4 protein-coding genes are annotated in these 11,030 nt (G+C 53.2%); all 4 read left to right on the top strand.

The window, feature by feature from the left end; all coding sequences use genetic code 11:
- The first annotated feature begins 44 nt into the window (after positions 1–44).
- The 4 genes from ACQQZ8_RS14210 (at position 45) to ACQQZ8_RS14195 (ending at position 10,747) form a co-directional block, all read left to right on the top strand.
- On the top strand, positions 45–3,134 hold the full coding sequence (locus tag ACQQZ8_RS14210) for a hypothetical protein (protein WP_431710456.1): 3,090 nt from the start codon (positions 45–47) through the stop codon (positions 3,132–3,134).
- Between the two features lie 2 nt (positions 3,135–3,136).
- Entirely contained in the window at positions 3,137–8,494 is a 5,358-nt protein-coding gene (locus ACQQZ8_RS14205) for a DEAD/DEAH box helicase (RefSeq protein WP_431710455.1), read from the top strand.
- A gap of 179 nt (positions 8,495–8,673) precedes the next feature.
- The gene (locus ACQQZ8_RS14200; protein WP_431710454.1) at positions 8,674–9,045 is read left to right on the top strand and encodes a hypothetical protein; all 372 of its coding nucleotides are present in this window, start codon (positions 8,674–8,676) and stop codon (positions 9,043–9,045) included.
- 394 nt (positions 9,046–9,439) lie between these two features.
- Positions 9,440–10,747 (top strand): ISL3 family transposase, encoded by a 1,308-nt coding sequence (locus tag ACQQZ8_RS14195; protein WP_431710453.1) that lies wholly within the window; start codon positions 9,440–9,442, stop codon positions 10,745–10,747.
- The last annotated feature ends 283 nt before the right edge of the window (positions 10,748–11,030 follow it).

Below are 11,030 nucleotides of genomic sequence, written 5' to 3'. Positions count from 1 at the left end.
TGGCCGTACACTCACAAATTTTGGTTTAAATGGGGGAACGAACAATGTCGTTGGTTAGCCATCAACCGGATACTCCGGCCGCGTTTTCAAAGTCGATTGGTTATGTTGAATGGAATGATGCTTTAGCTGCCGCATTCTTCAGCGCAGATCGCTCAGGAGAGCTGGTTTACCTAGACCAAGATGACGAGGCCTTTAAAAAGTCCTATGAGTCATTGGGGTTTTCCAGCAGCGAAGAGGCCATTAAGTCGTTGAGCGAAGCAGTTGCTAGCAAGTTGTGTTGGCTCCCGTCTGGACGCGCTACTTTTGCTGAATTCGACATGCTCACAAAGCGTTGGATTTATGCGCGAAAAGTGGCCCGAGCAAAAAAAGAGCCGGTACTGGCTCCGCCTCATATTGCTCTGTTGATGGTACTTTCAATCGCAGCAGAAAAGATGCAGACATCCGGGCAAGGTGCCATGGCCGGCAGTGGAAGCTACTATGCTCAGCTGGAGCGTACGCTAGAAATTTCTACCTCGGAGTCCAAGCGGTTGCGCGAATCATTCGCGGTGTCGAGCGAAGCCTATTGGGAGGCACTCAACGTATGGCTTGAAGATTTTGCCGGCTCTAAGGGACTTCCGAGTGCTTACGCATTGATGCATCGATACGTAGGTTTACCGATTTCGCAGGCGCTGATACGGAATACAGAACGCCGAAATATTGATCGGTTCTTCGAAGAACAAGGATTCATCGCGGGCTCTTCAATGTCTCATGCTGAAATGTTCACAGCGTTAGATGTGTGGCTAACGATCAGCGGCAGTAGCGCGAATCAAGGACTCCGCATAATTTGGTCCAAGACCGGAAACCAGGATCGAGTCACAGAACTCGCCCTGGCCCAATTCGCGGCTTGGGAAGGTCCAAAAGTCATTGGGGTCACCGGTCAACGTGTTTCAAAAGTAGCTCGTTGTATCCTCAGCTGGAGAAACGAACGCAAACTACTGAGCTCCGTAGCTAAATTCGGTCTCGTCGTCATGCAAGGTGTTCCAGAAGATAGATCGGGACGGATCTTGGGTGAAGACGGGCAAGAATCCGCAGTTACCTTCAAACCAGCGGGCAACAACACTTACGGCGTGAGCTTTGACGACCACCAGATTGAGAGCGGATCATTGGTGGGGTCTACGGTAACGATTACAACTTCCGAAGAGCAACAGCTGCGACGTTCTCCGAAGCGAATTGTTATCTTTACCAGAGACGCGATGACAGCGTCGTACGTTGAAGTTGACCGCACAGTAGCCGGCACTGAGAGCCGAATCTTGATCAAAGATGACCCGCGGCTAATAGAAGACGTCGAGGCGATTATCAATGATGCAGCAGACCCTTCCTACCGGAAGATCAGCGGTGGCGGAAAAGAAGGGATCCCTGCGGGGTGGGTCGCATACATAGATGTCACGTTCTTGCGAGCACCTAACCCAACGTTAGTTGAAAACCAGGATTTTCATGCGTTCCAGCCTCGGCTCACGACGCAAATGAACATACAGGGTGGTCTTCGGTTACCTGGCAGAACGCGCCGCTGGAGCGCGGTCGCACCAATGTCATTGGTGGTTACTTCGGAAGAACAGAACAAGGTAGAGCTGTACCGTATTGACCGTGACCCGGAGACTCTCCGGACGACAGATGTCCTGTTGCATGCAGACCTCGTTCCACCGCTGAAGCTAGACATTCACAAGTTATCCGGCGGGTACCAGGATTTCACCGTGTCGCTGCGTCGAAACTCAAAAACTTTGCAAAATATGCAGATAAGGTTGCGTGACGTCGATTCAGAAGATGCAGCGGAACCAGACCAGCTCAGGTCCCTTGCCCATGCAGTAGGGACAGCTCTTTGGCCGCTCACCGCTCTCGAAGAATCTGACAAAGCTAAGGGTTGGATTATGGGTTCCATTGTCGACGCGCCGTCATACGACGATGTTGAATCCACCGAGCCTGTTCCGAACAAGATTTCGTGGTCTGGACCTATGAGCTTTGGCACGGGCCGTACGAAACTTCGGCTTCCAGAGCCAGGGCAAGAGAGCTGCATTGTGACGGGCAGCCATCGTTTCAGTTTACCGACATTCGACGGAAAGTATCCGAAAACTCCGTGGATGTATTCGCAATGTGCCGAATGCGGAATCAGTCGACGATTTCCTACCCGGATCAAGGGGGCCCAAAAGAAAGAATTTTCTTATAATCTGGTGCGAAATCCCTTACCAAAAATGTCAGCTAAAAATTCAGTCCCGCATATTCAGGCCCTCCTGGACGCGCTGATGTTCTTGGGTGAAGGTAGTCGAAAAGATTTCTCGATGCTCGCACGCCAGATAGAAGATTCTGCACTTTTCGAGAGACAGCTTTTAATGACGCTAGAGTCCTTGGCGTTCATTGAAGTCGAACGCAACGAATTGATGGAAGTTATTGCCTGGGAGTCTGTTTATCAGGGCATTGCAGGTACGGACAGTGGGAAGTGGCTACTGACTGGGCCCTGGAGTGATTCTTTGAGTGGTGAACTCGCCAAAGCAGTGGCTGCCCAAGGAGCATCTGTCGAGAATGAAAGCGCAAGGCTCGCTAGCACGGTGACCTTTAGCGGTGTCACCGAGGCAAACCTGGCGCATACGCTTGAAGAATATATGGATGAAGAAGGCATAGTGCCGTTCAGCGGCTACAAGCTTGCCCAATCTTTGCCACCGCTTTCAAAAATTATTGAAGAAATTCCCCAGGTGGACTTCCCGTTTGCTTCTCAGTACGAATATTTCGTGGTGGATAAGGCGCAGTGGATCGAATCGGAATATGCGACTATTCCAGGATTGTATCGCCTAGCGCGTGTCCAAGGCTCCGGTTATTTCCTAAGAACAAAGAATGATATTGAAAATGGAAAATCTAGACGTGTTTGGGCGGAATTGGGTAAACATTTAGCCGCAAATATACTTCAGCGACCGTTGGTATCCTACGACGCTAAAGAGCAGAAACTCCGCGTTCCTCTTGGAGCTGAGCTGCCTGCTCTATACGGTAGGGCAGCTGTTCTTTCTTCGGGACGTATTCCAGAAACTGAAAATAGAATTAATTCAATAACTTATAGCGGGATCTCGCCACGGAGCGCGGCCATCATTAGCAGAAAGATTATGTCATAACTGTGAAACCTAATCCCATAAGTGTCTCAGAAGACCTTAAAGAGGCCTTTCTCCGTTATTTCAATACTAATTACCGTCTACGATCCAAAGGTCTGACTGCCGACCGCGAGGATCTTGTTGCAAAAGAAGGCCAGATTTTTCGAGAACCGCTAATTGAACCGGTTCTCCCATATCCTGCTACCGATGATCTGCTGGAAACTGCGACAGCTGCAGGGTACTCGGAAAACGTAGCTCGAATCGTTGGCGCGGCATTTTTTGGAGATTACGTTGATCTCGAAAATGGTGAGCGTCTTAAGCTGCGTAAGCATCAGGCAGAAGCAATTACCACCAACAGAGATGTAGCAACATCAGGCCGGCATAATGTTGTCGTTACATCGGGGACTGGCTCAGGTAAGACCGAAGCTATGTTGCTGCCAATCTTGCTCCGTTTAGTAGAAGAATCTGAACAGTGGACAAAGCCTGGACCAGTCGAATGCTGGTGGCGGGGTACCAGCGCCAAATATCAGCGGATGCGTGCAGCCGAAAGTCGTCCAGCTGCCGTGCGCGCTATGATCCTCTACCCGACAAATGCTCTCGTCGAAGACCAGCTGACTCGACTGAGGTTGGCGTTCCGTCGCATTGCCGAAGACCTCCCACAGGCGAGACTGTGGTTTGGCCGTTACACCGGTGCAACGTTGGGAAACAATCGCCTCCCAACTTCTCGCGACAAAGGGAAAGTTGGAGCAGTCAGCAAAGAGATTCAGGAATTGGAGCAAGAATTTAGCAGCTTGCGCGAATCTGGTGATGTAGCGGAGTCAGATCTGGCACTGTTTACGGATCCGTCTCGTAACGAAATGGTCGCCAGGTGGGACATGGTGCAAGATCCACCGGATATCTTCGTGTCGAACTTCTCGATGATTAATGCAATGCTGATGCGAGAATTTGAGTCTCCAATTTTCGCTAAAACAAAAGCTTGGCTGGCCGCTGATCCTAATCATGTGTTCACCTTGGCAGTGGATGAGCTGCACTCTTATCGTGGCGCGTCAGGTAGTGAAGTAGCGCTACTACTACGTCGCATCCTGGATAAATTGGGGCTGGAACCGTATAGCCCTCAGCTGCGAATTGTCGCGGCTTCTGCTTCATTGGAAGGCGATGCTGCGGGGCTTGATTTTCTCCAAGAATTCTTCGGTGTAGATGCTTCCACGTTTACCGTGACCGCTGGCAAGCCGCTTGAACTGGACGCGATGCAACCGATCGATCGCGAAGAAGTGATTGCGGCGGCGAAGGCCGGCGCCTTGGTAGGACGGGCTGAAGAACTGTCCAAAATCGTAGCCCGCGCGTGCTTCGACCCTGACGAAAAGCGGTACCGAGCCCAGTTCCTCTCGACCATTTCTGAACGCATATTTGATGGCGAAGATCAAAAACTTGAAGGCCTAAAATCCGTACTTGAAGCCATCGCAAGCAAGGCAAAAACTCCTGTACCGCTCCGTGGCCATATTTTTGCCAGAGTCCTTTCAGGCCTTTGGGCCTGTACCAATGCGTCTTGTTCTGGTGTTGACGAAGAACGCAAGGATGCTGAACGCCATGTTGGAAAGATTTTTGGCCAGCCATTATCAGTCTGCGATGCTTGCGGATCGAGAGTTCTGGAACTGATTCTCTGTGGTGAATGCGGTGACGCAAGCCTGGGTGGATACCTATTGGCACTGGACGAAGACTTCGAAGCGCTGAGCGCAACGCCGACCGGTGTTCTGGGCGATGCACCTGGCCTTACGACTAACCGTGCTCGTAAGGACTATAGATGGTTCTGGCCGTCGTCTAAACAAGACCCAGTCGGAGTGGACAAGCCATGGACCGTATCGGGATTTAAAGCTAACTGGCAAAGAGCGACTCTCGACGAAGGCGGAAAACTGCAACTAGGCGCCTTCGAAAACAACGGGTGGGTGCTAAGTATTGCCGGTAAGGATTCAGAGGTTACTCCGGCCATTCCTTCGAAGTGCCCGCATTGTGGCCAATCATCAAGGCAAACTGACGATTTCAAATTGGGACGTGTGGCTTCACCGTTGCAGGGACATGCAACGTCGCCGGCACAGGCAACCTCGATTTATCTTCGCCAATTACCCCGAACTCTTGGCTCGCAGCCGAAAGATTACCGGACAATTGTATTCACTGATAATCGTGACTCAGCCGCGCGAACTGCCGCATCGTTGGCTACTCGCCAATACGGTGACATCTTGGTTCAGATGTTGCGCAAGGGACTCAGTGAGGCGTCACAAACCAGCATTGTAGATTTGCTTATCAGAAAGGCCTCCGATCCTGGCAGCCTTTCTCCTCAGGAAGCAGCTCAAGCGGATCACATCCTTACCACCAATATGCCGTTGTTCATGGCTGTAATTGCAAAGATGTCAGGTCAGGCCTCTCCTGAACAGCAAGCATTGATGGACGATGCGGAGTCTGCAACTCAAGTAGGAATCGGTTGGGGAGAACTACGCTCGCGTGTCGAATCGGAGATGGTTCGCGTGGGATTGAGTCCCGCTGGCAGCTCCGCCAAGGCACAAGAAGTGGATGGTGATCCCTGGTATAAATACTATCAGCCACCTACCGATGGATTATGGACCCAGAATAACCCTTCGTCTTCCATTCAGGCACAGGGCTACTTTAGTAAAATGCTTGATGGCGAATTAGCCATTCAGATCTTTGACGCTGGGCGTCGCGATGTCGAATCTACGCGTCTAGCATGGTTCCCTGTCACAGTGCCTGAGGGCATTGTTGGTCCGGTAGATAGCATCATCGGTTCCGAAGTGATTTCAAGTTGCGTTCGTATCCTTGGTCTGACACGGAACTACGAGGGGTATTGGGCTGTTGACACTGGTAAGAGCAATTCGCCCACGGCCATAAAGAATTACTTGAAGAAGGTTGCCGCTAAGCAGCGCATAGAACCGGAAGCACTTGAAGCCTGGGTTTACGCTGTGCTGGAGCGAACGGGGATCGCATCTGGATGGGTGCTGAAGCTTCATGGAAACTCCAGCAAGGTTCGTTTCGCTATGGCCGGCGAGAACGTTTGGGTTTGCTCTAAATGCGCTTTCCAGCATCTGCACCCGTCGGCAGGAGTCTGCGCGAATAAGGGATGCGAATCAAGTGAACTGGCCAAGGAATCAATTGACCAAGGCGCACAGGACTACTATGGATGGCTTGCCGAGCAGCCCGTGCGGAGAATTGCTGTCGCAGAATTAACTGCGCAGACAAAGCCTGCCGCGGAGCAACGCCGGCGCCAACGCTGGTTTAAGGGAGTGCAGCTTCCAGCACCTGCTGAGAATGCTCTAACCTGCGAGTTGGATGTTCTAAGTGTTACTACGACGATGGAAGTCGGCGTGGATATTGGTTCATTGAACGCAACCCTGATGGCAAACATGCCCCCGCAGCGTTTCAACTATCAACAGCGTGTTGGCCGAGCCGGACGTTCCGGCCAAGCTTTCTCGTTCGCAATCACTTCCTGCCGAGATTCAGCGCATGATGAGTACTACTTCAATCATGCGTACAGAATGACTGGTGACTTACCACCACAGCCGTTCTTAGATCTTGGGCGGACGCGTATTGTGCAGCGAATTGCTGCGGCAGAAACATTGAAACGTGCGTTCGCGTCCTTACCAGCTCCACCAGAGTGGGGCCCGGAGAGCTTACACGGGACATTTGGACAAACCGAGGAGTGGCCGACCCGCAAGGCGGGGGTGGCATCATGGCTGAAGACTAATAGCGAAGTCGAGGGAATTGTCCGTCGACTAACTTCGTATACGCGTCTCACGGAGGGCGATATCACAGATGTCATTCAGTGGGTTCGTACCGACATCGTTAGTGAAATTGACAAGATCATTGCGCAGCCAGATATCTCGGAGCGGGAACTTAGCAAGGCACTTGCGCTGGGCGGGCTTCTACCTATGTTTGGTTTCCCTACGCGTGTACGCCAGTTGTTTGGGGATAAAAATCTAACGACGAAATCGATGGACGACAAAGTTGTTTCTGACCGTCCGCTAGGCATAGCAATTACAAACTATGCCCCTGGTGCGGAGGTAGTGCGGGACAGAATGATCCATGTTGCTGCTGGATTTGTGAACTATGAACAGCGAGATGGAAAGGTATTCCCGACCAACCCTTTGGGTAAAGAACACCAAGTTGCCAGTTGCCCTGACTGCACCACAACTGTCATTGATAGGTCATCGGTAACGGTTTGCCCGAGCTGTAATGCGGCAATGAATGTCTTTAAATTATTCGAACCTCTGGGGTTCAGAACCACGTATATGCCACGACCATATCGAATCGATCAGTCTCGCTCGCAGTCAAAGAGCTTGCCTTCATTCGTCTCAACGGGAGCCGAGCCTCAGGGCATTGCTGTTGGTGCTGTCGATGTGCGTCTTTATGAGCAGGGGAAACTTCTTCAGTACAACGACAACCGCGGCCAGTATTTTGAGCTGGTCAAGACTGACGATGATGATTCTGTTGTTGCAGTTAACTCAGGTCTATACCGTAGTGGCTGGAAGGCGATGCCTTCTAACGGAAAGGCGATCGGAAAGAGCGCTATCGGAGAAATTCGAACGACTGATGCTCTAACCGTTGACTTTGCACGCCTGGCTACCAGCGGTGGGTTTATTCCCACTGCGCCACATGTTGCGCCAGCTGGGGAGTCGGCATTGTGGTCGATGGCTGAAGTGTTGCGCACAGCAGCTAAGCAGCAGCTGGATATTGACCCGCAAGAAATGCAGGCAGGTTTGCAGCACCGAATGGTCAACGGCGTTGCTTCTGCACGAGTATTCTTGGCTGACACGCTAGAAAATGGTGCCGGTTACGCAGCACAGATTGCGAAGTCTGAAATTTTCGGGAAACTACTTGAGGCGACCCGTCTGAACCTCCAGAACGAGTTTGAGAGCAAGGCACATAGCCAGTGTTCAACATCTTGCCCTGATTGCCTACGGTCTTGGGATAACCAGAGGCTTCACGGTGTTCTTGACTGGCGTTTGGCATTGGACGTTCTTGATCTGGCGTCTGGTCTTGAGCTGAACCTACCTCGCTGGTTTGACCGCATAGCGGAAGTACGAGCTACTGCCGAAAGCTTACATTCAGGTATTCGCGTAGCGAGGGTCGGCAACGATGGCGCGCCGCTGCTGTTACTGGACGAAGAAAAAGTCGGTGTATTGATAGGACACCCACTGTGGTTCCGAGATCGAGACGACGATCTGACTCAACAACAAACTGCGCAACTCGCCGCTCATGAAGAGGCAGAGGGATACAGCATATACCTTAGCGACTTCATCGAGTTTGGGCGCCGAGCACTTCCTGTTCTAGATGCTGCACTCAGCGGCAGGGGAGTAGCCATTAGTCAGTACGCGTAGAACGTACTCTATGAGAGATCACCAGTTGGGAGCGTCTAGTCGTGTGCTAGGCGTTCCCAGCTCTGCCTGGCGCTCCCGCACAAGTTTGGAATAGCTGAATTCAACTAACTTCCTAGCATCGCTTTATAGCGCGGTTGTGTATAGGGTCTCTTGCCTTCAGCGTGACTACACTTGCTTGCATGAAGCACAAGCTTTCGAAAGCCGCGGACAAATTAGTGGGTCGTTGGCGCATCATCGAGATGGACGAATATGCTCGTTCTGATGTGGATGCCGTGGAGCCAGGTTATATTCGCTTCGTTAGCGGGCTGCACGGTGATTTCGCATATGGCTCTGTCCACGGCTGGATGGACTGTCAAGCGATCGAAAAGGACGGTCTTCCCGGATTTGAATTTACCTGGGAAGGCGTTCAGGGGGACGACCAGGTTCATGGTCGAGGTTGGGCCTACCTTGTTGATGAGCACGAAATTGCGGGCCATATCTACATTCATCTCGGAGAAAATGTGGCGTTTCGTGCCAGACCATACGATCGCTTTGCGCGACGGGAACACTGATGCCCGTGCCACACGTAATCACAGGGTCCAGTTCATCACCGGCACCACCAGCCAGGTCGAAGGTGGATGCGCCGCAGTCTAGGGTTTCATGGCGTAGCTGAACTTTGACGCCGCCTCGTTCTGGAGGTGGCGTCTTTGGGTTTCTGGAGCAATTTCTTGCTTAGGGATCGCAGCTTCTTCAGGAGGTTCCGTAGGGGCCGGTGCGTCGCGCATGGGCTTTGGTCGTGATGTGGGCTTCATTTGAAAGCAACGCTTAACTGGCTCTTCAGAAATAAGGGTGTAACCAGCTGAATTCAACACCCCGGATCCCGGGCGTGTCACCAATGCAGCAAAAAGTCGAGGCCTTCGCGAAGAATGGAAGTTACCACACAACCTTCTTCGAAAGACCTCGACAGTGCACGAGTCTACCTTTACCGCACCGGATCTCACGACCTTCACCCGCCTCGACGGCTTGGGCCTCACCGCGATCGGTCAGCACCTCACCGCGGCGAAAGCCGAAATCCTCTGCCGCGTGACCGCACCGGATCCGTGGTGCACCCGCTGCGGATCCGAAGGCGCCCCACGCGATACGGTCACCCGCCGGCTCGCCCACGCACCGTTCGGGTGGCGGCCCACCGTCTTGGTCATCAGGCACCGCCGCTACCGATGCCCCTCCTGCCGGCACGTGTGGCGCGAGGACCTCTCCAAGGCGGTGGCACAACGCCAGAAGATCAGCCGCACCGGCCTGGCCTGGGCCCTGAACGGGCTGGTCTGCCAGCACCTGTCCGTCTCCCGCATCGCCGAATCTCTGGGCGTCACGTGGAATACCGCCAATGACGCGGTGCTGGCCGAAGGCCAACGGGTCCTGATCAGCGATTCGTCCCGGTTTGACGGGGTCAAGGTGCTCGGTGTCGACGAGCATGTCTGGCGGCATACCCGCACCGGAGACAAATACGTGACGGTGATCGTGGACCTGACCGCGGTCCGCGACGGCACCGGCACCGCCCGCCTGCTGGACATGATCCCGGGCCGGTCAAAGGCGGTATTCAAGACCTGGCTGACCGAACGCGAGGACCAGTGGAAGCAGGGCATTGAAGTGGTCGCGATGGACGGGTTCACCGGCTTCAAAACCGCGGCCGTCGAGGAACTTCCTGAGGCGGTTCAGGTGCTGGACCCATTTCATGTGGTCAAGCTCGGATCGGACGCGTTGGATCGCACCCGGCAGCGGGTGCAACGCGAGCAGCACGGACGGCGCGGGTTGAAAGACGACCCGCTCTACAAGGCTCGCAGGACACTGACCGTGGGATTGGATCTGGCGATCGAGAAGCAGAAAGCCAAGCTGGAGGACCTGTTCACCGAGCCGGCGTATGAGCCGGTGCAGCTGGTGTGGAGCGTGTATCAGCGGATGGTCGATGCCTATCGGCAGCCAAAAGTCGAGGTCGGCAAGTGGGCCTTATCGACGCTGATTGACGAGATCGGAGCAAAGGTGCCTGCGGGATTACCGGAGCTGAAACGGTTGGGCACCACGCTGAAACGTCGCAAGAATGACATCCTGGCCTACTTCGATCACGTGGGCAGCTCGAACGGCCCCACCGAGGCCTTAAATGGGAGACTGGAGCACTTACGGGGTATCGCGTTGGGGTTCAGGAATCTGGCGCACTATATCGCACGGTCGTTGCTGGAGACTGGCGGGTTTAGGCCGCGGTTACACTCTGAATCCTGAAGAGCCGGATTAGCCACAATGCGTGAAGCTGGCGAACAGTTCGCTATCGTCACGCGGGAAGGCCAATTCGCAGGAGTCATGACCTTGAGCGATATTCTGCGCAAAGTGTTGCCGCAGTTCACGCAGCTACGGCTTTGACAAGCTATTTCGACAGTGAAAGTTCTGGTTGGACGAAAACGAACTCCATCACGTAGCAAAAGCTATTTGATGTGAGCAGAGATATAGTAGTTTATGCGTAAACTAATACTTCTCGGACACTTTGAGATGGCCATTGGCTAGGATA

This window comes from Glutamicibacter uratoxydans, assembly GCF_050753455.1.
In the GTDB taxonomy this organism is placed as follows: domain Bacteria; phylum Actinomycetota; class Actinomycetes; order Actinomycetales; family Micrococcaceae; genus Glutamicibacter; species Glutamicibacter uratoxydans_A.
The sequence above is the reverse complement of the archived record's forward strand: the minus strand, read 5'-3'. Positions and strand labels throughout refer to the sequence as shown.